Origin of the sequence: Arthrobacter phoenicis, assembly GCF_047238215.1 — a bacterium.
Taxonomy (GTDB): domain Bacteria; phylum Actinomycetota; class Actinomycetes; order Actinomycetales; family Micrococcaceae; genus Arthrobacter.
The window spans coordinates 1178751-1201069 of sequence record NZ_JBDFMK010000001.1 but is presented as its reverse complement, the minus strand read 5'-3'; the positions used below and the strand labels follow the sequence as shown (position 1 = coordinate 1201069).

Annotated in this window: 22 protein-coding genes and 1 tRNA gene; 10 read left to right on the top strand and 13 right to left on the bottom strand. The window is 66.8% G+C overall.

The window, feature by feature from the left end; translation table 11 throughout:
- Nucleotides 1-11: 11 nt before the first annotated feature.
- The 4 genes from ABC337_RS05500 to ABC337_RS05485 all read right to left on the bottom strand — a co-directional run bounded on the left by ABC337_RS05500 (nt 12) and on the right by ABC337_RS05485 (nt 2721).
- Entirely contained in the window at nt 12-665 is a 654-nt protein-coding gene (locus tag ABC337_RS05500; protein ID WP_412884831.1) for a DUF4232 domain-containing protein, read from the bottom strand.
- A gap of 118 nt (nt 666-783) precedes the next feature.
- Nucleotides 784-1557: a YcnI family copper-binding membrane protein gene (locus ABC337_RS05495; protein WP_412884832.1), complete on the bottom strand. Its 774-nt coding sequence runs from the start codon at nt 1555-1557 to the stop codon at nt 784-786.
- Nucleotides 1558-1689: 132 nt separating this feature from the next.
- Nucleotides 1690-2310, bottom strand: coding sequence for a hypothetical protein (locus tag ABC337_RS05490; RefSeq protein WP_412884833.1), 621 nt, complete (start codon nt 2308-2310; stop codon nt 1690-1692).
- Between the two features lie 90 nt (nt 2311-2400).
- A complete protein-coding gene (locus ABC337_RS05485; protein ID WP_412884984.1) occupies nt 2401-2721 on the bottom strand; it encodes a DUF1905 domain-containing protein in 321 nt (106 codons plus the stop codon).
- A gap of 182 nt (nt 2722-2903) precedes the next feature.
- Here ABC337_RS05485 and ABC337_RS05480 point away from each other — a divergent pair, with 182 nt between their 5' ends.
- Nucleotides 2904-3338, top strand: coding sequence for a hypothetical protein (locus ABC337_RS05480; protein ID WP_412884834.1), 435 nt, complete (start codon nt 2904-2906; stop codon nt 3336-3338).
- A gap of 17 nt (nt 3339-3355) precedes the next feature.
- Here the strand turns inward: ABC337_RS05480 and ABC337_RS05475 are convergent, their stop codons facing one another.
- From ABC337_RS05475 to ABC337_RS05465, 3 genes are all read right to left on the bottom strand, one after another.
- Entirely contained in the window at nt 3356-4111 is a 756-nt protein-coding gene (locus tag ABC337_RS05475; RefSeq protein WP_412884835.1) for a GAF and ANTAR domain-containing protein, read from the bottom strand.
- An 881-nt stretch (nt 4112-4992) separates the two neighbouring features.
- The gene (locus tag ABC337_RS05470) at nt 4993-5418 is read right to left on the bottom strand and encodes a low affinity iron permease family protein (protein ID WP_412884836.1); all 426 of its coding nucleotides are present in this window, start codon (nt 5416-5418) and stop codon (nt 4993-4995) included.
- A gap of 136 nt (nt 5419-5554) precedes the next feature.
- Nucleotides 5555-6904 carry an ABC transporter substrate-binding protein gene (locus ABC337_RS05465; RefSeq protein ID WP_412884837.1) on the bottom strand — a complete coding sequence of 450 codons (1350 nt, stop codon included), beginning with the start codon at nt 6902-6904 and terminating at the stop codon, nt 5555-5557.
- Between the two features lie 218 nt (nt 6905-7122).
- On the opposite strand from ABC337_RS05465, the gene ABC337_RS05460 reads away from it, so the two are divergent.
- Together ABC337_RS05460 and ABC337_RS05455 are read left to right on the top strand one after the other, a co-directional pair.
- Nucleotides 7123-8091: a carbohydrate ABC transporter permease gene (locus ABC337_RS05460; RefSeq protein WP_290256669.1), complete on the top strand. Its 969-nt coding sequence runs from the start codon at nt 7123-7125 to the stop codon at nt 8089-8091.
- Complete coding sequence (locus tag ABC337_RS05455; RefSeq protein WP_412884838.1) at nt 8091-9050, top strand: carbohydrate ABC transporter permease; 960 nt, start codon at nt 8091-8093, stop codon at nt 9048-9050. Before ABC337_RS05460 ends, ABC337_RS05455 begins: the two co-directional genes overlap by 1 nt.
- 416 nt (nt 9051-9466) lie before the next feature.
- Here the strand turns inward: ABC337_RS05455 and ABC337_RS05450 are convergent, their stop codons facing one another.
- The 3 genes from ABC337_RS05450 to ABC337_RS05440 all read right to left on the bottom strand — a co-directional run bounded on the left by ABC337_RS05450 (nt 9467) and on the right by ABC337_RS05440 (nt 11519).
- Nucleotides 9467-10252, bottom strand: coding sequence for a hypothetical protein (locus tag ABC337_RS05450; RefSeq protein WP_412884839.1), 786 nt, complete (start codon nt 10250-10252; stop codon nt 9467-9469).
- 20 nt (nt 10253-10272) lie between these two features.
- Entirely contained in the window at nt 10273-10908 is a 636-nt protein-coding gene (locus tag ABC337_RS05445; RefSeq protein WP_412884840.1) for an ABC transporter ATP-binding protein, read from the bottom strand.
- Nucleotides 10909-10970: 62 nt separating this feature from the next.
- Entirely contained in the window at nt 10971-11519 is a 549-nt protein-coding gene (locus ABC337_RS05440) for a helix-turn-helix domain-containing protein (RefSeq protein WP_412884841.1), read from the bottom strand.
- A 118-nt stretch (nt 11520-11637) separates the two neighbouring features.
- Between ABC337_RS05440 and ABC337_RS05435 the strand changes: the two genes are divergently transcribed.
- Both ABC337_RS05435 and ABC337_RS05430 read left to right on the top strand, forming a co-directional pair.
- A complete protein-coding gene (locus ABC337_RS05435; protein WP_412884842.1) occupies nt 11638-13962 on the top strand; it encodes a putative bifunctional diguanylate cyclase/phosphodiesterase in 2325 nt (774 codons plus the stop codon).
- Between the two features lie 42 nt (nt 13963-14004).
- Entirely contained in the window at nt 14005-14394 is a 390-nt protein-coding gene (locus ABC337_RS05430; RefSeq protein WP_412884843.1) for a rhodanese-like domain-containing protein, read from the top strand.
- 186 nt (nt 14395-14580) lie between these two features.
- Here ABC337_RS05430 and ABC337_RS05425 read toward each other — a convergent pair whose 3' ends face one another.
- Together ABC337_RS05425 and ABC337_RS05420 are read right to left on the bottom strand one after the other, a co-directional pair.
- Nucleotides 14581-14808, bottom strand: coding sequence for a DUF2188 domain-containing protein (locus tag ABC337_RS05425; protein ID WP_412884844.1), 228 nt, complete (start codon nt 14806-14808; stop codon nt 14581-14583).
- Between the two features lie 214 nt (nt 14809-15022).
- Nucleotides 15023-15967 carry an SRPBCC family protein gene (locus ABC337_RS05420; RefSeq protein ID WP_412884845.1) on the bottom strand — a complete coding sequence of 315 codons (945 nt, stop codon included), beginning with the start codon at nt 15965-15967 and terminating at the stop codon, nt 15023-15025.
- A 211-nt stretch (nt 15968-16178) separates the two neighbouring features.
- Between ABC337_RS05420 and ABC337_RS05415 the strand changes: the two genes are divergently transcribed.
- The 4 genes from ABC337_RS05415 (at nt 16179) to ABC337_RS05400 (ending at nt 20897) form a co-directional block, all read left to right on the top strand.
- The gene (locus tag ABC337_RS05415) at nt 16179-16943 is read left to right on the top strand and encodes a histidine phosphatase family protein (RefSeq protein WP_412884846.1); all 765 of its coding nucleotides are present in this window, start codon (nt 16179-16181) and stop codon (nt 16941-16943) included.
- Entirely contained in the window at nt 16927-17814 is an 888-nt protein-coding gene (locus ABC337_RS05410; protein ID WP_412884847.1) for an NAD(P)H-hydrate dehydratase, read from the top strand. Before ABC337_RS05415 ends, ABC337_RS05410 begins: the two co-directional genes overlap by 17 nt.
- A gap of 120 nt (nt 17815-17934) precedes the next feature.
- The gene (locus tag ABC337_RS05405; protein WP_412884848.1) at nt 17935-20439 is read left to right on the top strand and encodes a molybdopterin oxidoreductase family protein; all 2505 of its coding nucleotides are present in this window, start codon (nt 17935-17937) and stop codon (nt 20437-20439) included.
- Nucleotides 20436-20897, top strand: a complete 462-nt coding sequence (locus ABC337_RS05400) for a hypothetical protein (RefSeq protein ID WP_412884849.1) — start codon at nt 20436-20438, stop codon at nt 20895-20897. Before ABC337_RS05405 ends, ABC337_RS05400 begins: the two co-directional genes overlap by 4 nt.
- Nucleotides 20898-21076: 179 nt before the next feature.
- Here ABC337_RS05400 and ABC337_RS05395 read toward each other — a convergent pair.
- Nucleotides 21077-21166: transfer RNA gene (locus ABC337_RS05395), tRNA-Ser, on the bottom strand.
- A gap of 127 nt (nt 21167-21293) precedes the next feature.
- Between ABC337_RS05395 and ABC337_RS05390 the strand changes: the two genes are divergently transcribed.
- Nucleotides 21294-22319: a dehydrogenase gene (locus tag ABC337_RS05390; RefSeq protein WP_412884850.1), complete on the top strand. Its 1026-nt coding sequence runs from the start codon at nt 21294-21296 to the stop codon at nt 22317-22319.

The window sequence follows — 22319 nt, the reverse complement described above, 5'->3', positions numbered from 1 at the left end:
GGACCGCCCGGTTACATCGCGGTGAAGGCGCCGATGGTCAGCAGGTTGATGCCGGCGTTGCTGCAGGCGTCCTTGGGTGCGGCGAGGAACAGGGAAGCCGTGTCCTCGGGCGGGTAGACGCGGAAACCGGCGGCCGGGGTGCGGGTGCAGTCGGGGTAGTTGCCGGCCTGGGTGTAGCGGAGGGTGGCGCTGCCGGCCTGGCCCGGGGCGAGGAGCACGTCCGTGGCCGGGGTGGAATCGTCGCGGGTGGCTGCGGCGCCGATGGGGTCGCCGTCGGCGCCGGCGGTGAGGGAGACACCGGCGAAGCCCTTGAGGACGCACGGTTCAGTGCCGGTGTTGGTGAGGATGAGCTTGCTGTAGACGCTGCCGGCGGCCCCGCCGCCGGTGGAGTCGAGGGTGCCCTTGAGGTTCGCGGCCTTGCAGAGTGCGGGGCCCGCCGCGGCGCCGGAAGCTGCCGGGGACGAGGATGCGGGCGCGGACGACGCCGAAGCGCTGGGCGCCGCCGAGGAGGTGGCCGGTGCCGCCGTCGTGGACTGAGCGGACGAGGGCGATGCGCTGGCGCTTTGAGTCTGGGCCTGGCCGCACCCGCTCAGCAGTAGGACCGCCGCAGCGGCTGCCGTTACTGAAGTGATTGCTGCTTTGCGATTCATCTGCTGAGGCCTCATGGGACCACTGTTATGCGCCGTGGTTCCCCTCGTCAACGGTGCCACGACGCGGAAACCCGATTGATGCCCGGATTGTGATTTCCGGGCATCAACCGGGGGTCAGATCACGGGGCGGGTGCTACTTGGCGGCGGGACGCCGGCCGCGCAGCAGCGCCACCCCGCCCAGCACCAGGCCGCCGATCCCGGCGGCGAGGCCGGCCCAGCTACGGGCCTGCGCTCCGCCGTCGTCGTTGCCGTGGGTGTCCGCCGACGTCGTCTCCGCCGTCTGTGCCATGCCGTCCCCGGAGGCCGCTGCGCCATGGCCGCCGTGCCCGTCGTCTGCCTTCGCCGGGGTGATGGTCACGGACGGAGCGGGGGTCTTCAGGGACTCCTCGTCCTGGCCGGCCTGCGGGATCTGAGACCAGTCGGTCTGGCCCGTCTCGCAGCTCTGCAGGGTGGGGAAGTACAGGGTCTTCCCGGCCATGTCCGGCAATTTCACAGACAGCACCAAGGTGTCGCGCAGCTCGTGGCTCAACGGCGCCTTGGCCGTGTAGACGATCTGGCTGGTCCGCTTGGTGATGGAGGAGCCGTCCGCCAGCTTTTTGGGTTGGGCGAGTTCCTCGGTGACCTTGGACGCGGTCCAGTTGGGGTTGACCGTGGGCTGCGCGTCGTTGAGTTCCTGGGGCAGCGTGATGGTCATCTTGGTGGTGCCGGCCTGGTCGCAGCCGTGCGGGATGGCGAACGTCAGCAGCGAGTAGGAGTTGGCGGCGGTGTTGTCCGGGGTGGCCTCGACGTGGGCGGAGGCGGCGCTCACCCCGGTCAGCAGCAGCGCGGCGGTGCCGCCCGCCACGGCGGCGGCGGCGGTGAAAGTGCGGCGCAGGGCGGAAGGGATGGAACTGGTGCGGGTCATCATCGTTGTGGTGCCTTTCGGGCGTGCGCGCATCAGGGCGCGCGGAAGCGGGGTGGCGCGGCGCGGGCACTGCGCAGAGGCCCCGGTTAATCCGGGGCGGACCGGCAGATTCGGCCGCGGCCGAAGAAGGGTGGGTTAGACGACGACGGCGCTCGGCGGCCCGCGGCGGCAGTCCCGCCGGAGGTTGCGCCACGGCAGCGGCAGTGCGGGCTCGTCCCGGAACGGCAGGACGGGGACCGCGGCGCGGGGCGCGGGAAGGGCTTCGGGCAGCCGGATCAGCGGACGCAGCCAGGCGGCCAGCGACCAGAGGGCGGCCTCGCCCCGGGCCAGCAGCAGCGCGCAGACGAGTGTGGCCAGGGCGTGGCCGGCGATCATCCACATCGCCAGGCCGGAGTCCAGATCGTGGTGTTCGAGCGTGCCCGCGGGGTGCGGGAGCAGCGTCGGGACCTGGTGGTGCGACGGGACGGGAGCGCCGCCGTCGGCCGCTGCGGCGGGGCCGCTGAGGGCGGAAAACGCCTCGTGCAGCACCACCTGACCGGTTCCCAGCAGCCCGGTCATGGCGGCGGCGTTCAGCTTGAGCCGGGTGGCGGCGGTGGCCGCAAGGCCGGTCAGGGCCAGGACGGCGCCGAAGATCCCCGGGATGGGAAGGTCTCCGCCGGCGATCACGTGCGCCGCGGCGGCCAGTCCCACCATGGTGGCGGCCACCAGGGCCGCGCGGAGCGCGTGGGAGGGCGCCCGGGCACGGGTGTGGCGCACGGTGACCTCCCTGACGGCATCTGGCGGGCTGCGGACGGGCCAATTCTACCGTTTGTCGAACTGGCTGCGGTGCCGCGACGGGGAGGCCCGTCACATAGTGGGACCGGTGCCGTTCGCCGCCCGGCCGTTGCGCGGCGCCACGGACAGGGACACCTCGACGTCGTCGCCTACTTCGAGCCGTTCGCCGAGCCGGACGTGCTTGCGCACGGGCAGCACGTAGCCGCCGTCACGGGGCAGGAGCGAGGTCTCCCACTCCGTGCCGCCGATGCTGACGGCCACGGGGATGGCACCCCAGCCGTAGCTTGCCTCGGCGGCCTCGGCATGGATCTCCTCGGACGCATCCGGCGGGAGGGCCAGCCAATAGAAGGGCGCCGGCCCGCGCCACTCGAAAAGCTCCGCCCGAAAGGTCATGTCCACGGCTCAGCACGGTAGTGGCCAGGGCTGCTGTTGGCAATGGTTCCCCGCGGGCTCTCCGCGTCTCCCGAGCCGCCGGATCCGCGCTGGACAATCCAATAAAGCTAGATAGACTAGTTAAAATTGCAAGCAAGCTTACTAAAGGGGTGATTCGAATGACGGCAGTAGCCAACCGGAGAATGGCAGGACCCGCGGCCGGAGTGCACGCGGAGTCGCTGCGGAGGTTCCACGAGCCGGCGCGCCCGGCCGTCCCTTCGAATCAGCCCGCGGCGGCTCCCTTCGATGCGGACGGGACGCCCATGCACTGCGGTGCGAAGATGACGTCCACGCCGAGCCCGACGACGTTGCTCCCATGGGCACAGTTCCACACCGGCGAGGGCGAGTGGGTTTGCACCTGCGGGTTCCGCCGGCCGGCAGATTCCTCATCCGACCCTTTGGCCGCGGTTCGCGCAGCGGGGGCCCGGCTGGAGAGCCTGCAGTGGGAAATCGACGCTGCGGAGGCCTCCCTGGCCGCCGCCGTTCGAAGCGCCACAGAGGCCGGCGTCGAGGCGAAGGCGCTGATGCTGGAGACGGGTCTTACATCGATCGAGCTTCTGGACCTGCAATTGCGCTGAGGAGGGTGCGGCACGGCTTAGGCGAAATGGGTCGTGATCTTGCCGCCCCCTGCCGACTCGACAATGGAGGCGGCTACGTCCCGAAGCTTGATGTTTCGGTGGTTCGAGGCTGACTTGATGATGGCAAAGGCTTCCTCCTGGGTGCAGCGGTTTTGAGCGATAACGATGCCCACCGCCATATCGATGATCGTCCGGGACGTCATCGCCAGCTTCAGGTTCTCGGCGGCTCTGCTGTGTTCGCTCAGGAGAAGTGCGAGTCGGAGGCCCTTTGCGGCCTGGGCGACAAAGGTGCGGGCCCGCTCCACCGCTCCGCCGTCCAGAGCGTGGGCGGTCTCGGAATACAGGTTGAGGCCCGCGCGCGCCGAGTTGTCCGGGAGATAAAACGGTACGGCGAGTACGGAGCGGACGCCGTGGGCCATCGCCATGTAGTTGTAGTCGGGGAACGTGGTGTCGCTGGCGAGGTCCGGTATGTGAACCACCAACTGTCTCCTGCTGGCCATCAGGCAGGGGCCCTCGTCCAGCTGGTATTGAAGCTCATCCAGCATCAGGGCCTTCTCACCGCTGCTGGCCACAGTCCCCGCCTCGCCGTGGCGTAGCAGGGTGATACCGCAAAAGACCTCGCCCTTCTGGGAGGAGAGGGTAGCCGCCGCGTAACAAGCGAGTTCGTCGAGGAAATCGGCCACATCCTGGGTTTCCAGCAGCAGGTCCTGCAGATCCAGCGCTATGGGCTCGGTGCTGCCGGTGCCCGGCTCGGGATCTTTAACGGAGGTCATGTCTCATAGTTACGCCGATCCCCGGCCGGCGCTAGGGGCAGCCGGCAGGCCGATGGTTCCCTGCGGCCGTTGTGAACAGTCTGTCCTGTGATCTGCTTAGCGCCGGCTCGAAGGTCTCCGGGATAGGGCCGCCCCCCAATGAAGCGGCCCTATCCGGAGGTCGCGCCGACGGCGCAGGATCGCGGCGAGGGGCTCCGTCCTTCCGGTCGGGGAGCGCGCCGGCCCAGTTCCTTGTCGATGTGGTCGAGAAGGTCCAGCCACAGGGAGGGTGCTTCGCTGCCACCGCCGTTCAGCGCCGCGCGGCCAGTGCCCTGAGATCGGATGAAGGCACATCGGACCAGCTTGGATGCCTAAAGAACATCCGTGCCGGCGGCCCGGGGTGGCCGCTCACGCCGCCTGCGCCTGCGTTCGCCGGCCTGCCACCTGAGGGGCGTGCCGTGGTCCGCTCACTGATGAGGTCCTAACCCCGATGTCTTTCAACAAGTCCGGGGCTTCGTCCCATGCATAGGCGAGGAAGCTGTCGTCCAGGAACAGATCGCATTGCGGGAGGGCGCGTTGTGCCCTGGCACATACCGCTTGAAGTGCCCGCACGTTATGCCGGGTGAGGACCCCGACGGGACGAATCGTGACCGACGAAGCGTCAAGGTCAACCGAAACCGTGACGCCGATTTTTCCGGTGGTCATAGAAGCAAATCTCTCTATGGAACACGAAGGGCCGCGTCTTGACCCACAAGCAGGGTACGGTGCCTGGTACTGAACGCGGAAGTAACTTAGGTCACTTTTTTGGGAGAAGGTTCTCCCGGCCATATATCCCCCGGCGGCAGATCTCCGGGCCGCAGCGCAGTTGATCCAACCTTGCGGAGGCGCCGGGGAAGGGGATGCTAGGCCAGACCCGCGCTCGCCGGCGGGCGCGACTCTCCGTCCCGGCCCGCCTGCCCGGCGGCCCCGGCGATCCGCTTCCGCTGGGCCTCAATTTCCTTCTCGCCTTCATGCTCCGCGTCGTAGAGCTTGGCATTGCCGACCTGGAGCTCGAGCATCAGGGCGTCAAGCTTCACGTGCAGGGCCGCCGTGTCGCGGTTCTGGGTGTTCTGAATGATGAAGACCATGAGGAACGTGACAATCGTCGTGCCGGTATTGATCACCAGCTGCCAGGTGTCGGAGAAACCGAGGAGAGGGCCGGTGCAGGCCCAGATGATCAGGACGACCACCGCACCGACGAAAACCCAGGCGTGGCCGAGGACTGCCGCCGTCCGGGTCGTAAACCGTGTAAAGATATCCGGGCGTTCCCGCCCCGCCTGCTGAACCATACCGTCACGCTTTCCCTTGCGGAGTGCCGGCCCGGCAGGAGTTGGACGGCCGGTTTTCCGGTTACCTTCAGTGTGGCACCAACCGGTCATTCCGCGCCGCAGTCCGTGCCTGACCGCAGCGCGGAATGACGGCAGCCTAGGAACCTGACTGGTCGTAGGCGCGCTTGGCGGCGGCCTGGGCGTCGGCAAGCGCCTTGCCCGGATCCTTGGTCCCCAGCAGGGCCGAGGCGATGGCGTTGTTCAGTTCCGTTTTGATGGTTTGCCCCGCGGGGGAGGCACCCAGGGTCTTCCCGGCCGGGAGGACGTCGTAGTACGTCTTGATTGTTTCGTCGAAGCCGGCATTGCCGCTTGGCTTGACGAAGGTGTCCCTGATCAACTTGTCGGCCGACGGGGAACCGGTGAACAGCCCGGTGTTGATACCGCCCGGCGTTGATGCGATCTTCTGTGCCCGTGCCTCCCCGGCGGCCTTCCATGCGTCGTCGGTGACCAGTGAGGTCATCCACGCGCAGGCGGCGTTGGGATTCTTAGCGTTCGCGGGGATGACGAAGGACGTTCCCCCTGCCACGGTGAACGGCTTGCCGTCCTTGTCCTTGAAAGGAACGGCGGACAAGTTCAGGGACTGCGAGTAGGGGGCCAGGACGTTGACGTACCACTGGGCGTCGACCTGGGCACCCACCTGGTTCTTGACGAACTGGTTCTGCTTACCGAACGTGTCGAAGGAATCGGAGAAGCTCTTGGCCTTGGCATAGCCGCCCTGCGCGTCATAGATCTGTTTCAGGAAACTGATCGCGGCTGCGTTGGCCGGGTCGTCCAGGATGGGGGCTCCCTTGTCGTCCACCAGCCGTCCGCCCTGGCCGAGGATCCACAGTTCGGCCTGCCCGGCGGCCACCGGGTCGAAGCCGAGCGTTGAGGGGTTACCGCCGTCGGTCTTCGACGCTTTTCCGACGGCGTCCAGCAGCTTCGTCTTGTCTGAGGTGTCAATGTCCGCAGCCGCCACGCCGGCGCCCTGGAGAACCTTCTGGTTCAGGATGATGGCTGCCGGCTGATAGAACTGCGGCACTGCCCAGACCTTGTCCTGATAGGTCACCTGTTGGGTGACGGCAGGGTAGAACTGCTTTGCCGGGTCCATGCCTTGGGCCTTGAAGCAGCCGTCCAGCGGCTTGATCAGCCCCTGGGCGGCGTAGGTCGCGACGAACGCGCGGTCCATCTGGACGACGTCGGGTACCTCACCGCTGGCCGCGCGGGTCGTGAATTTCTGCGCATCGAACGGCGTCTGATCCATCGTGATCTTCACGTTCGAGAGCTGGGACGATGCGTAGCCCATGCGTGCCTTGCCGACGTCGTCGGCGTTATCGAAGGCCCATGCCGTGATCGTCCCCGAGGCTTCCTTGGAAAAGTCCGCGCTCGCCGCCGGGGCACTGGTGCCCCCGCCGCCGCAGGCAGTCAAAGCGGTCACCGCCAGGGCCAGCACTGCGGTGTTCGTCATCTTTCGAAAATGCATCTTTGCATCCTCCCCAATCGTCGATGGTGGTGGTCGCTGCCGCGAGACCCTCGGCTAAAAGCGATTCGGGTGCAACACTGTAAGCAAGCTTCCTATTTCGAAAGCTAGCCCACGCCGCGGTGTGACGCAAGGGACCGGCCCCGATGCCGGTGCGCGGCGGGGCAGAGACCGCCGTGGAACCACGGGAGAAAGGGTGATGCCACATGACAGCCGAATCAGCCGCGCGAATCCGGCGCCCCGGGGGCAAGCCCCGGAAGGCCCGGGCACACCGGGTGAAGTACAACCGCAGGGAGGCCCTGGCTGGCTATCTGTTCATCTCCCCGTGGATCGTGGGCTTCCTCGTTTTCATGCTCGGTGCGATGGTCTACAGCCTGGTCATCTCCTTCAGCCGCTACAACCTGGCGACGAACGTGGCCAAGCCCGCCGGCGTGACCAACTACCAGCTCCTGTTTCAGGATCCGAAGGTCGCCTCCTCACTGGCCAACACGCTCTTCTACGCGGTCATGGCCGTTCCCCTGGAGATCTGTGTCGCCCTGGGGCTGGCCCTGCTCCTGAACCGCGTGGGCCGGGGTGCCGGGATTTTCCGGACCATCTACTACCTGCCCAAGATGACGCCGTCGGTGGCGACCGCGGCGGTTTTTCTGCTGCTGCTCAACGGCAACACGGGGGCCATCAACCAGGCGTTGGCGTTCTTCGGCATCTCGGGACCGCAATGGTTGATCGACCCGGCGTGGGTCAAACCCTCGATCGTGCTGATGACGCTGTGGGGCGTCAGCGGCACCATGGTGATCTTCCTGGCCGCACTCAAGAACGTGCCGCGGGAACTCTACGAGGTCGCGGCCCTGGACGGTGCCGGGCCGGTGCGGAAATTCTTCTCCATCACCGTCCCGATGATCTCGGGGGCCATCTTCTTCAACGTGATCGTCCTGACAATTGCCGCGCTCCAGGTGTTCGACCAGGCGTACCTGCTCTTCTGGCGGGACCAGACCAGCGCCTCGCCGGAGGCCTCGCTGTTCTACGGCATTTACCTGTTCCAGCAGGCCTTCCGGGAATTCAATTTTGGGTTCGCCTCTGCCATGGCCTGGGTGCTGTTCGTGCTGATCCTGCTGATCAGCCTGATCCAGGTCCGGTTGGGAAACCGGTTCGTCTACTACGAGGGGGAGAAGCGCTGATGGCCACGACCAATACCGAAACCGGCGCGACGCCGGAGGCCGGCCCGCTGCTGGCGGAAGCTGACCGTTCCGCCACTGCCACGCCTGCCCCGGCCCCGCGCCGTCGTGTCCGGCGTCCCCGCACCACGGCCAGCAAGGTGGTGCTCGGCGTCGTCCTGATGGTGATCAGTGCCGTGTTCCTGTACCCCCTCGTGTGGCTCATTGCCGCCAGCCTCAAGCCCCGCGGGGAGGTTTTCGACAACGCACTGATTCCCGCGACGTTTTCCCCGCAGAACTACGTCGAAGTCTGGGATCAGCTCCCGCTGGTGAACTGGGTGACCAACAGCTTCCTCATCGCGGTGCTGGCCGCCACCCTGGTGACGCTCTCCAGTTCCCTGGTCGCCTTCGGGTTTGCCTACTTCCGTTTCCCGGGCCGGAACATCCTTTTCGGTCTTGTGCTGGCGACGATGATGTTGCCGGGCGCCGTGACCATGGTGCCGCAGTACCTCATCTGGAAGAACCTGGGCGTGCTGGGCACCTGGATACCGCTCTTCGGGATGAATCTCTTTGGCTCGGCGTTCTATATCTTCCTGCAGCGGCAATTCTTCCTGGGACTGCCACGGGAGCTCTTCGAGGCCGCGCGGATCGACGGCGCCAGCTACTTCGGCTTGTTCCGCAGGATAGCCCTGCCGCTATCCGTTCCGTCGCTCGTAGTGATCTTCATCTTCGAGTTCCAGGCAAGCTGGAACAACCTGCAGTCCGCGCTCATCTACCTCAACGCCGGTTCTGTCCAGGGCTTCACGGCACCGCTGGGGATCGCCTATGCCATGACCAAATACAGCCCCACTAACGGCGGTCAGGGCGACTATCAGTACGTCATGGTCGCAACACTTTTGATCACGCTCCCCATGCTCATCCTCTTCGCTTTCGGACAGCGTCACTTCATTGAGGGGGTTGCCACCGAAGGCAGGAAGGGGTAGCCGGGCTGCCGTGAAAGTCGGGGGGGGGGCGGCCGCCCGCATATTGACCTTCACATAACGGGGGAACACGATGGAGTGATCGGGGCGGCGCCCGGTCACCTCATCGTCTCGCGCCGTCCCGGCAACCAAGCCTCGAAGCCTTAGGAAAGGACGCATCGTGAGTGAAACTCCGGAATCCGGCGGCCGCCTCCACAGCGAAGATCCGGCCGAGGGTGTGGACAGTGACGGCGCGGCGACACCCGCGGGTGGGCCGGATCAGGGAAGCCGCAGTCATGCTGAAGAGCCATCAGAAGGGCCCGACGCCGGGGACGACGGCGCCCGGCCCAGTGCGCCTGACGCCGGGGCGGGGGAGCCGGAAGTCCCGTAGCTCTCTTTCGAAGTGTCGGCGGCCCGAGCTCTTCTTCCCGGGTACGGGCTCAGGCGCCCAGTACTTTGCTGCTGCGGAAGCCCAGTGCCGTCACCCTGACCAGAATCGCGGAGCCGGTGAGCGTGGCGGCCAGCAGGGCACCGAGCATCGGCACTATCCATGAGGACTGCAGAAGAATCGCCGGCACGATCAGCAATCCCGGGAGTACGGCCAGGAGGCGGATAGGGCCGCCATTCATCCCGGCCTTGGACTCCAGGCTGCCGGGGTACAGCAGCGCCCCGAGGAGTGTGGCTGCGGCGGACCAGAGGCCCATCGATAAGGGCACGACAATGAGCGCAGCGGTGTAGGCGGGAGTCACCCGGACACCAAGACCTCCAGCGAAGGCGGCGAAGGCGGCTGCTCCCGCAAAGGTCACCGTCGCCACGGCCCAGGACGCCGCCGTCATCCACAATCCGGCGCCCAGGTAGGCGTCAAAGAGCCGGCGGCGCGGAATGGGGCTGGCCAAGAGCGCCTCGATGGCACCACCGCCGACGTCGTCTGCCACGACCCCCGGGATCGTCAGCGTGGCGATCAGCGCCACGAGCATTCCCAGGATGGCTGGAGTCATCGTCATCAGGTACGTCGTCATGGGTGCGAACATCCCTGCGGCGTCGTGGACGGTGACTATACCGGCCCCCGCGTCCTGCCCGATTTCGCCCGGCCACGAGGCCCCTGCCAGATTCTGCGTGCCGGCGAACACCATAACCCCCAACGCTGCTCCGGCGACGGCGGCAAGCCAGACGGCGGTACTTCGCTGCTGGCGCCAGGCCCGCCTCGCAAAAGCGAGACTTCTCATGAGCATCAGAGTTGCCGGTGTCATGCGGCTGCCCCGAAAGCGGCAAGGATCTCAGTTTCGGTAACGGGTGTGCTGCCGGGTGAGAGTTTCACCAGGCTGAACCCGTCAATAATGAGATAGGTCCGGGCAATCTGGAGCGCCTCCGGAACGCTGTGCGTCGAGTACAGCACGGTGCGGGTCTCTCCCCACTGTCGGAGCAGCTCCTGGGTCTGCGCCGCGTAGACCGGATCAAGCCCGCTGAGGGGCTCGTCGAGAACAATGAACGCCGGGTCGGTCATCGCGAGCCGGGCAAGGTCGGCCCGCTGACGCTGACCGCGGCTGAGCTGCTTTACCTTCAGTTGCATCAAGGTTCCCAGATCGAACCGTTCGACCAGCTCCGCCACGCTAACGGTGGTGGCCCCGGGGTAGGTGGCCGTCATGTCGCTCCAGAATGAAAGATTCTGCTCAACAGTGAGTGCGGACGCCAGGGCTGACTCGTGTCCCAGATACCCGATCCGTGAGCGCACCGCCGCGCCATCTTCGACAGGGTGGCCGAGGACCGTGCAGCTGCCGCCAAGCGGCGGGATGATTCCGCACAGTGTGCGCATCAGGGTGGTTTTTCCGGCCCCGTTCCTGCCAAGAAGCGCCGTCACGCCGGGTTCGAGCTCAAGGTCCATCGGCCCCACCTTGACGCTGCCCTCATAGCCAATGGTGAGGCCCGAGAGTTCCGCTGTCGCCCTCATTCCGGAGCACCGCCGTCGGTCGGGGGTACCGGTAACAGCACCGTCGTCAGCTTGTGCTTTCGCCGCCCGCCTCCCGGCCCGTTCGACCTCAAGGACGTTAACTCCTTGAGGACCGTTTGGAGGAAGGCGTCCACCTCCTTCGGGGTGGCCCAAAAGTCGGCCTGAGCGAAGTTGACCCGGTCGGCCAGGAGGTCCGGCGGGGCGCCGTGTACGTAAGCTCCAAAATCTCTGATCAGCCCGGTGCTGAAGACCGTGAAGACTGTCAGCAGTTCCTCGCTGCTCAGCGACATCAGTTCGTCCGCGGTGGGGTTCGCCACTCCCGGCGCTATCCGGTAAGTCCTCTCGATGGCGCCGCGTATCTGTTCTTCAGCAACGACGTCGATCAGGCCGTGACGCGCCAGGATGGCGATGTGGCGGTACAAGGTGGCGACGGGGACGTCGGGGATCCGCTCCCTGATGGCATGTGTGGTGAGGCCTTCCTCGCCGAGAAGGGCCTGGACAATGCGCAGTCTCACGGGATGCAGTAGCTGGGATGAGTTCGCCATACGCCCACAGTATCATTATCGATATTGATACTGTTGGACTGGGGTTCCTCGTTCCGGTTACCCCGTGCGGTCCGAGGTCGATAGTGCGACGGGAGAGATGTCTTCGATGAGGGGCCTTATGAACGATCCGACCTTGCGTGCCGTCCGCGCCGCCAGCGCGTCCCGACGGCTCCGGATCGGATTTTCGGCGGCCCTGCTGGCCGGTGCCGCGATCTACTCAACGGGGGTGTTCCTTCGGGAGTCGGACGCCTTCAGCCCGCTGGTCGATGGCTTCCTGTCGCAGCTTACGGAGTGGCTGCCGGCGGCGGTTTGCTGGTTCATGGCCCTGCGGAGGCGCGGTCGGGGACCGGAGCTCGCCTTGGTCGCCGGGGCCCTGTCGTGCCAGGCCGCCGGCGACACGTACTACATGGTCCTTTCCGCCACCGGCCAGGTCGTTCCCGTCCCGTCCCCGGCGGACATTGGGTATATCGGCTTCTACATTCTGTTTCTCGCGGCACTGTGGTCGATCGTGCGGCGACGCCTTGCATCGATGGCGTGGCCCGTCGTCCTCGATGGCATCGTGGGAGGCCTTGGTGCTGCCGCTGTGCTGGCCGTACTCATGGACCCGGTGATGGCCGAAATCATGTCTTCCGGCCAGCGGTCGGCCACGGCGGTCATTGGGGCCGTCTACCCGCTCCTCGATCTGCTACTGGCGGCGACCGTCCTGGGTATCGCCGCTACGCCCGGACGTGTCCTGGGGCGTGGATGGATCCTGCTGGTCACCGGGCTGCTGCTCTACACCGCTGCCGACGTCGTCTACATCGATCTCCAGCTCCGCGGCCTTTACGCGGTGGGGACACCCCTGGACCTTGCCTGGGCGGTCGGCACGGCGTTGATTGGGTGCTGGGCTGCTTTCCACGGCACCCCGCGGCGACGCTCGCTAAGGGACGTGTCGTGCGTGCCAGTCCAGGCAGTTCCGGGGCTGGCGACGCTGGCGGGGCTGGGTGTCCTCCTGCTGGGGACGCAGGTCCACATCATGCTGCTTGCGGTGGTGCTGGCCGGTCTGACTCTCGCCTCGGCGGCGTTGCCGTTGGTCTTCCGGCAACGCATCCGCCTGTTGGATGCGACCCGGCAAGCACGAACGGACGAACTCACTGGGCTTCCCAACCGGCGGGCTTTGTACTCCGATGTACCGGGCCGACTTGCGGATGTCCACCGCAGCAGTGCAGTGCTCCTGCTGGACTTGGACAAGTTCAAGGAAGTCAACGACGGGCTGGGTCACCATGTGGGGGATGAGCTCTTGAAGCATGTTGCCGCCCGGCTTGTGGGGACCCTGCGGCCGGAAGACTTCCTGGCGCGTATGGGCGGGGATGAGTTCCTTGTCCATCTGGCCGACTGCGGGCCGAGAGCTGCGGAGACAGTTGCCCTGGCCCTGCGGGATGCGCTGGGCGAGGCGTTTGACCTGGGCGGTGTGGTGGTACAGGTCAACGCCAGCATCGGCATTGCGAGCTTTCCCGAGCACGGCACGGAACTGGGGTTGCTGATGCGAAAAGCGGATATGGCCATGTACGCGGCCAAGTCCACGCGCAGTGGCCACGCCCTCTACACCGGTGTCACGGGCGGCCCCGGAAACACGCACTTCCACAGCGTGCAGTCCCTGAACGAGGCGCTGAGCCAGGGTCAGCTGGTGCTGCATTTCCAGCCAAAGCTGGAGCTCGGAACGGGGCAGGTCCGCGGCGTGGAGGCTCTCGTTCGATGGGACCACCCGACATTGGGGCTGCTGCAACCCGACGCGTTCCTTGACCGCTTTGAGGAGGCCGGCCTGATGCCGGCCTTGACGGAAGTTGTCCTCGGCGCGGCCCTGGACCAGGCGGCACGCTGGGAAGCGCAAAAGCTCGGAATATCGGTTGCAGTCAATCTTTCGGCCAGATCCATCATGGATTCACGCCTGCCGGCGAAGGTTGCCGCGATGGCAGACGCGCGCGGGCTCCCTGCCTCGGTGCTGGTTGTCGAAATCACCGAGGACGTCCTGGTGGCAGACAGGGCCCGCGCTACCGCTGTCCTGGCGGCGCTTCGCAGTATGGGGGTCAAGATTGCGGTCGATGATTTTGGCAAAGGCTTCAGCTCGCTGTCCTATCTGCGCGAACTGCCCCTCGACGAGCTGAAACTCGATAAGTCCTTCATTTTCACCATGCTGGACGACGCGCGTGCCACGGCCTTGGTTGTCTCGACCATCGATTTGGCGCATAGCCTCGGGTTCGAAATGACCGCTGAGGGCGTCGAAAGTGAGGAGGTGTACCGGGCGCTGGCGGAATTCGGCTGCGACCTCGCCCAGGGTTATTTCATCTCCAGACCGGTCCCGGCGGGGGAGCTGACCGCGTGGCTGGCCTCCCGCGGTTCTGACGAGATCGCGGGTTTTGCGATCGCCACAGACGTTGACTTCGCCGGATCGGCGAGGCAGTAGCCCTGCGTTCAGAGCGATGGCGGATTCGATGAGGCTTTCGCCATGATCCGTCAGTCTTTTCGTTCGATCGACGAGCTGCTGCTCGCGAGCCGCGCCAACCTGGACCGTGTGTCTGCGTCAGAGCTTGACGGGGAAGTCGCGGCAGGGGCCCTCGTCGTCGACACGCGGCCGGTGGACCAGCGGGAGCGGGACGGCGCCCTTCCGCTTGCGATCGTCATCGACCGAAACGTCCTCGAGTGGCGGCTCGATCCTTCCAGCGCGCACCGGCTTCCGATGGCACCCGACTACGATCGGCGGATTGTGATTGTCTGTGATGAGGGCTACAGCTCCAGCCTTGCCGCAGAAACCCTGCAGCAATTGGGCCTCTCAAGGGCGACCGACCTTATTGGAGGTTTCCAGGCCTGGGCTGCGTGGCGGCAGGAAGCCGGCTAGCCCGCTGCGCTGTTTTCCGAGGCTCGCCAGCGCACTGTCTTCCGAGGCTCGCCAGATGTTCGGCCCGGTTGGCTCCGGCCGGAGCGCCGCTTCGCTCACCAGACTTCCCTCGAGGTGAGGGAGGGTCCGCCACGCCGGACCCTCCCTCACCTCCTGCATGCCTTGGCGGTCAACCCGCCTCGGGCCTTAGCCCGGGACGTTTCGTGGATCGTTGCCGTAGCTGTTCTTTTCGGAGATCACACCGTCCTGGTTCTTGATGATGTGATCGACCTTGTCGCCCCGGGCGGCCTCCCGTCCTGCAACGACCGCGTCCTCTTTGGAGCTGTAGCCGGCCCCGAAGGCCCGCTGGGCACCATCGCGCTTGTTCTTCCACTGTCCGTCTTCGTAGTACGTCTCAATATCTCCCTGAGGCATTACACGCTCCTTCTGCCGTTCGGTTCAGCTGCCTGACGTTGGGTAGCGAAAAGCCCCGCGGCACTGGGGGACCACGGGGCATTTCCAAGGCATTCTCCGCCGCATGGGGGGGACGGGCGGAGAAGCTGACACCAACCTAATAGAAAGTAGGCTTATGGTTCAAGCCTCAGCGCCTTTCCGGCGCGGCGGAGGATCGGGCGAATGGCGGTCGCTTTCAGTGCTGGCCCAGGCTGCCGCCGGCCGGGGGAAGAGTCCCCTCGACGCCATTGCGTCGCTCGTCACGTTCGGCCTGGCTTGCGGTGTCGGCGGCGGCCGTGCCGTCCGAGTCGCCGTCGTCGTCGATCAGTCCGTTGGTCTGATCGAAGAGCTTGGCGACAGACCGTTCCGCAGGCCGCTCCATGGCTGAAGCGCTGCCGCTTCCGGCAGGCGTAGTTGTGTCGGTGCCGGCAGGGAAGACGCTCCCGGTGGTGCCCGTCGGTGGAACGGCGTCGGTTGCCCGTGCCGTCCCGGCATCCGCCGTAGTCGCAGGGCCCGCGCCGGTACTGTCGTGGTGTGGGGAGTCTCCGCGTCCCACGGCCGCGGCCACCCCTGCCGCAGCTGCGGCCAGCCCGACGCCGGCTATTACCTTTCCGGATACCCCCGCCGTGCCGCTGTCGCCCCGGGAGGCGGCGGCGTCTTCGATCCCCGGGGTGCCGGAGGAGCCGTGGCCTTGGACGGTACCGCGCCAAGCGCCCGTGGCGTAACCCTCGTCCTCGATGAAAGCCTTGAACCGGTCCAGGTCGTTTTCGGCCTGCCTGGCGACGACGTTGAGCTTGTCGCCCACCGTTTCAACCATGCCCTCCGGTTCGTATTCGAGGGAGAGCTCCACGGACGTCTGACCGCCGCCCAGGTCTTCAAAGGTCACCGCGCCGGCGTTGGTCGCTCCCTCCATGGCAGCCCACGCTACTTTTTGATCAGGGATCTGCTCCAGGATTCTTGCCTGCCACTGGCGGCGCACCCCGGCAATCTCCGCCGTCCATTCCAGGCGGTCGTCGCTGAGCTGCTGCACGCTCTTCACCCCGGACATGAAGTGCGGAAATTCCTCGAACTGAGTCCATTGGTTGTAGGCCACGCTCACGGGAACGTTCACCAGGATGCGTTTCTCGACTTTCGTGCTCACGGTGTCTCCTTCGACTCTGTAGGAACAAACCAGTGATCAACTGATCATCAGTATGCTTAGTTTATCGAGGATTCCGCCTTGCGGCCAGAGCAGAGGTGACTCTCTGCGGCCAACCCGGTAGCGGCGCGGGAGCCAATCCCGGGCCGTTTTTCACGGGACATCGCTGGGCCGCTGCAGTATGGTGGGCACCTTCCGACGCAAGGAGGAGCACGTGAACAGTCATCGAAGCAACGTCGCCGGGGAGGCCGGTATCACCGCGCTGGTGCTGATCCGCCACGGGGAAAGCGAGGGGAATGTTGCGGCGACGCGGGCCAGGGAGGCGGGCGCGCAGGTGATAGAGGTCCCGGCCCGTGACGCCGACGTCGATCTCTCCGAGACCGGGAGGGAGCAGGCGCTGGCCTTGGGCCGCCTGCTGGCAGGCGTCTCCGAGCAGTTCCCGGTGTGGTCCTCCCCCTACGCCAGGGCCCGGGAGACCGCCGAACTGGCACTGGAGGTCGCAGGGTGGGACCGATTGCCCCGCCTGGACGAACGGCTCCGGGACCGCGAATTGGGAATCCTTGACCGTTTGACCTCCGCCGGCGTGGAGGCCAGGTTCCCTGAGGAAGGAGAACGCCGGCGCTGGCTCGGGAAGTTTTACTACCGGCCACCAGGCGGCGAGTCCTGGGCCGACGTGGTGCTCCGGCTGCGGTCGCTGCTTTCAGACCTGGACAGGGAGCACCCCGGCCAGGAGGTACTGCTGGTCTGCCATGACGCCCTCATCCTGCTCTTCCGGTACGTTTTGCTGGGGCTCACCGAGGCGGACCTGCTGGACCTGGCCGCACGCACCACCATTCTCAACGCATCCGTCAGCCGGTTCGTCCGGGAGGGCGGCACCGGACCGTGGCAACTGGCCGGGTTCAATGAGGCTGACCATCTGCGGTCCTATGGCGCCCCCGTCACTGAGCACGCGGGAGAGTCCAATGTCCACCCGCGCTAAGCCGCCGATCCCGCTGACGCCCACGTTGCTGCGCGGCTGGCCGCTGCCCGGCGGGGGCTCCGGGAAGGCGGACCGCGGCTCGGTGCTGGTTATTGGGGGCGCGCGCAAGACCCCGGGGGCCGCGCTCCTGGCCGGTGTCGCGGCACTTCGTTCCGGCGCCGGCCGGCTGACGCTGGCGGTGGCCGAATCGACCGCCGTCCACGTGGCGGTGGCGCTGCCGGAAAGCGGCGTCCTGGGCCTGCCGGAAAGCGCCAGGGGCTCAGTGAAGGGTTCGTCCGCTTCCCTGCTCGTCGACGAATTCGCCGCGGCAGACGCCGTCCTAATCGGTCCCGGCCTGGACAACAAGGACGAGGCCCTGGCGCTTCTTCGCGGACTGCTCGTGCCGGCGCGGACGCCCCCGAGTGGCGGTCCCGCGGTCGTCCTGGATGCGTTCGCCCTCGGCTGCTTGCCCGAACTGGATGCCGACCTGGGCCCGTGGGCGGGTCGGCTGATCCTGACCCCTAACCCCACCGAGGCGGCCATCCTCTTGCAACGGGAGATCGGCGACCTTGGCCGCGATATCCGGACTATCGCGAGCCGGTATCAGGCCGTGGTCAGCTGCCAGGGGTTGATTGCGGAACCCGACGGCGAGTCCTGGGAGGTCAGCACCGGGCACAGTGGGCTGGGGACCTCGGGCAGCGGCGACGTGTTGGCCGGCGCGATCACGGGGCTGCGGGCCCGCGGTACGACGGGACCCCAGGCCGCCTGTTGGGGCTCTCACCTGCATGCCACCGCAGGGGACAGGTTGGCCAGCAGACTGGGCGGGCTGGGTTACCTTGCCCGGGAACTCTGCGATGAGTTGCCGCCGCTGATGGTGGAACTCAGCAGCTGATCAGCCGCCCGGTCGGGCTGGCTGCCCAAGCGGCCGGAAAGATCGATTCCGTAGCGCGGGAAGAGCCACAGCGCCTAGTATCCGTGGGAGAACCGGCTGTGGACTAACGGAAGGAAGACCATGGTGGACCGCATTGGCAACATTTGGGGAAGCCGCACCCCCTATCCCCGGGACGGTCTCTGGCCGGTACGGGTGGATCAGGCGCTCGCGGAGGGCGTCGCTGAAGACGACGTCGATCGCTGGGTCCAGTCCGCCTGCGTGCTCTGCAGCAACGGCTGCGCCTGCGACATCGCGGTCAAGGACGGTGCCATGGTCGGGATCCGGGGCCGGGCAGGGGACCTGGTCAATCACGGCCGGCTTGGCCCCAAGGGCCTCTTCGCCAGCTGGCAGGGCGTTTCCCACCGGGACCGGCTCACCAGTCCGTTGATCCGTAAGAACGGTCGCCTGGTGGAATGCGATTGGGACACCGCCATGAACCGCATCGTCGAACGCAGCCAACAGCTTTTGCGGGAGCGCGGTCCGCTGAGCCACGGCTTCTACACCAGCGGACAGCTTTTCCTTGAGGAGTACTACGCCCTCGCCATCATCGGGAAGGCGGGAATCGGGACGCCGCATATGGACGGCAACACCCGGCTCTGCACGGCCACCGCGGCCGCGTCGCTGAAGGAGACGTTCGGGGCGGACGGCCAGCCCGGGTCCTACACCGACATCGATAGCTGTGACGCGATATTCCTCTACGGCCACAACATGGCCGAGACCCAGACTGTCCTGTGGTCCCGGGTGCTGGACCGCATCGCCGGCCCGAACCCGCCCAAAGTCGTTTGCATCGATCCCCGCGAGACGGAGGTGGCCCGCCACGCCGACGTGCACCTCGCCGTGCGGCCGGGCACCAACCTCGCTCTGATGAACGCCCTGGTCCATGAAGTGCTGGCCCGCGGCTGGGTGGACGAGGACTACGTCAAGGCGCACACCGTGGGCCTCGATGAGCTGAAGGCCACCGTGGCGTCCTGGACACCGGAGGCTGCCGCGGCGGTCTGCGACGTCAAGGCGGCGGATATCCGGGAGGCCGCGCGGATTTTCGGCGCCTCGGAGCGGGTCCTTTCCACCGTGTTGCAGGGCTTCTACCAGTCGGCGCAGGCGACAGCCTCGTCCTGCCAGGTCAACAACCTGCACCTCCTGCGGGGACTGTTGGGGAGGCCCGGCTGCGGAATCCTGCAGATGAACGGCCAGCCGACCGCGCAGAACAACCGGGAATGCGGTGCCGACGGTGACCTGCCGGGTTTCCGTAACTGGGAAAACCCGGCCCATATAGCCGAGCTCGCCGATCTCTGGGACGTCGACCCACTGACCATCCCGCACTGGGCGCCGCCGACGCATGCGATGCAGATCTTCCGCTACGCCGAGCAGGGGTCCATCGAGTTCCTGTGGATCTCCGCCACCAACCCCGCCGTCTCCATGCCCGACCTCGCCCGGATCCGGAAGATACTGGCCAAACCTGACCTCTTTGTGGTGGTGCAGGATCTGTACCTGACCGAAACGGCGCAGGCTGCTGACGTCGTCCTGCCGGCGGCCGCCTGGGGCGAGAAGACCGGCACCTTCACCAACGTCAACCGCACAGTCCACCTCTCGGATAAGGCTGTGGACCCGCCTGGATCCGCCCGCAGCGACCTCGACATCTTCCTGGATTATGCGCGGCGGATGAATTTCCGGACGCTTCAGGGCGGGCCGTTGCTGCCATGGAACGGCCCCGAGGACGGCTTCAACGCCTGGCGGGAGTGTTCGCGGGGCCGGCCCTGCGACTACAGCGGGATGAGCTACGGCCGGCTCCGCGGCGGCAGCGGCATGCCCTGGCCCTGCAACGAGGAAAACCCCGATGGCCGCGACCGGCTCTACGCGGACGGGGTTTTCCCCACCGACGCGGACTACTGCGAAAGTTACGGCCATGACCTCTTAACCGGCGCAACCGTGGGGTCAGAGATGTTCCGTGCCACGGTACCCGGCGGCAAGGCGGTGCTGAAGACGGCCGATTACCTGCCGCCGCACGAAGAGCCCGACGGCCGGTTCCCCATGCGCTACACGACCGGACGCACTGCCTACCATTTCCACACCAGGACCAAGACCGGCAGGTCCCGGCCCCTAAACCGCGCCGCACCCTCCGCCTGGATCGAGCTTTCCCCGGACGACGCCCAACGGTACGGCATCAGTGAGGGAGACCTCACCCGCGTCACGTCCCGCCGGGGCCGGATCGAGGTCCCGGCGCGGATCAGCGACATCCGCCCGGGAACGGTTTTCGCCCCGTTCCACTACGGCTACTGGGACGACGGCGGCTCGCCCGGCGAGCACCCGAGCGCGGCCAACGAACTCACCATCACCGAGTGGGACCCGGTGTCCAAGCAGCCAGTGTTCAAGAACGCGGCAGTCAACGTCCAAAAGATCGCCGACGGCGCGGGGCCGGCACCCGCCCCCACAACGACCGCCTCCCGGCCGGCCAGCGGCGGCCCGGCGTTGCCCGCGACCACCGGCGTGGGTGGCGAGGCGAGCGAGTCCGTGGGTGCGGCGCCGCCGCGGTTCCCCCAGGCGATCAAGGGAGCCCCGGCGCCAGCCGGAAAGGACGGCACGCGATGAACATTTCCCTTTACCTGGGCATGCTGCACCGGGCCGAGGCCACCCTGGCGGAATCCTTTCGGCAAGTCGCCGACGGCCACGGCGCCGAACCGGACGTCCATTTCCTGTGCCACTCCCTGGCCAACCAGTGCGACGAGCACAGCCGGCTGTTGCATCCGCTGGTGGAGCGCTACGGCGAGGACCTCTCCGACACGGAGCCGGAGCGGTTGCACGCCGAGGGGCTCTCCGGCACCCGCAGTGGGCCGGTGGGCCTGCTCCGGGACCTGCAGGATCTCTACCTTCTGGCCAGCTTCGTCGATGTGACCTGGACCATGATCAAGCAGGCCGGCTCGGCGCTCCGGGACCGGGACATGCTGGAGGTGGTCTCACACTGTGAGGGAGAAACCGCGGTGCAGCTGCGCTGGCTGCAGACCCGGATGAAGCAGGCGGCTCCCCAGGCCCTTGTGGCCGCCAGATAGGGCGAGGTGCAAGCTGCCGGAGCTTCACCGCGTCCTCTATCTCGACGGCTGACGTGGAAAAGTCGCGGCCGTCAGGCTCGGGCGATCAGTCTTGCCAATGCGTTGCCGGGTCTCACTCCCGGGCAAAGCAAAAGCCCCTGCTTCCCTTGTAAATAAGGGGAGGCAGGGGCTTCGCTACGTGGCGGTGACGGTGGGATTTGAACCCACGTTGGCTTTTACACCAAACAACATTTCGAGTGTTGCACCTTCGGCCGCTCGGACACGTCACCAACCTGACTAGGGTACCGGAGCGCGGGGCCGAACCCCAAAACGGGCGCCGCACACCGGGGACGCCGCGCCCGGGCCGCCCCGGGAAGCTTCCGGCGACGCCCGCCCGGCACTAGATTCGACAGCACAATGACTATTTCGAACACGCCCTCCGCCCGGACCGCCGGCACCGCCACCTCCTACTGGACCGTCGGCCCCGAACAGGGGGAACTCCGCACCGAGGACCTGCCGGCGCCGGGACCCGGCGAGGCCCTGGTCCGCTCCCTCTACTCCGGCATCAGCAAGGGCACCGAGATGGTGGTGCACAACGCCCGCGTCCCCAGCTGCGTCGCCGATGCCATGGCCGCCCCGCACCAGGAGGGCAGCTTCCCCGGCCCCGTGAAGTTCGGCTACCTCTCGGTCGGCGTCGTCGAAGCCGGACCGGACGAATGGCAGGGCAAAACCGTCTTCTGCCTGCACCCGCACCAGGACCGCTACATCGTGCCCGTCACCTCCCTCACCGAGGTCCCCGCCGGCGTCCCCGCCCGCCGCGCCGTGCTCACCGGCACCGTGGAAACCGCCGTCAACGCCCTCTGGGAAGCCGGCCCGCGGCTGGGGGACCGGGTGGCCGTGATCGGCGCCGGACTGGTCGGCGGCATGGTGGCCAAGCTCCTCGCCGGCTTCCCGCTGGAACGGCTGCAGCTGATCGACATCGACCCGGCCAAGCGCGCCTTCGCGGACACCCTCGGCGTCGAGTTCAGCCACCCGGATGACGCCGCGGGCGACTGCGACATCGTCATCCACTGCTCCGCCTCGCAGGCCGGACTGGAACGGGCCCTGCAACTCGTGGGCGACGAGGGCGAGATCATCGAAATGTCCTGGTACGCGGACCGCAGCATCAGCCTGCCCCTCGGCGAGGACTTCCACGCCCGGCGCCTCTCCATCCGCGCCAGCCAGGTGGGCGTCGTCGCGCGCGCCCGCCGGCACCGCCGCACCACCGCCGACCGGCTGACCCTCGCCGTATCGCTGCTCCGCGACCCCGCCTTCGAGGCCTTCCTCACCGGGACCTCCCGCTTCGAGGAACTGCCCGACGTCGTCCAACGGCTCTCCGACGGCACCCTGGACGCCCTCTGCCACGTCATCGAATACCCGCACACCACAGAAACCACGAGGTAA